Below are 549 nucleotides of genomic sequence, written 5' to 3' on the forward strand. Positions count from 1 at the left end.
CCTCGCGGGCCGGCCGGCCTCGTCCGGCGTTGCAGCGCGGCTGGGCTTCACCATGTCTTGCTCCGATCCCGCTTCGCGTGCGTGAAGCCCGATGCTGCAGGAGCCTGTACCGTGCCGCGCTACTTCTTCAACACACGGATCGGCGACGACTGGGTGACGGACCCGGACGGCGCCGACCTGCCCGATGCCGACGCCGCCTGGGAGGCCGCCCGCGACACCATCCTGGCGGCGCTGCGCGCCGGCCAAGCGCGTGAGGCGCGGGACCAGGCCCGGCTGATGACGGCCCACCTCGTCGTCACCGATGTCGCGGGCGAGATCGTGCTGGAATTCCCCTTCGCCGAGGCGGTCGAGATCGACCCGGACCCCGGCGCGACGTTGCACTGACCGCGACACGCGGCATCGACCTCAGCGCTCGGCGCTTCGCTTGCGCAGGGGCCGCGTCAGGCGGGTGCCGGCCGCGACGAAGCCGGTGGCGGCGCAGAAGGCTTCGAGGTCCGGCCGGTCCGGCGGCAGCACCATCTCCAGCCCGTCGCATCCGGCGGTGCGCGC

1 protein-coding gene is annotated in these 549 nt (G+C 73.6%); it reads left to right on the forward strand.

Going from position 1 to position 549, the window contains the following annotated elements; translation table 11 throughout:
• Positions 1-111: 111 nt before the first annotated feature.
• Entirely contained in the window at positions 112-384 is a 273-nt protein-coding gene (locus FV223_RS29565) for a hypothetical protein (protein ID WP_147730110.1), read from the forward strand.
• The last annotated feature ends 165 nt before the right edge of the window (positions 385-549 follow it).

Origin of the sequence: Methylobacterium sp. WL116 (assembly GCF_008039455.1) — a bacterium.
Classification (GTDB): domain Bacteria; phylum Pseudomonadota; class Alphaproteobacteria; order Rhizobiales; family Beijerinckiaceae; genus Methylobacterium.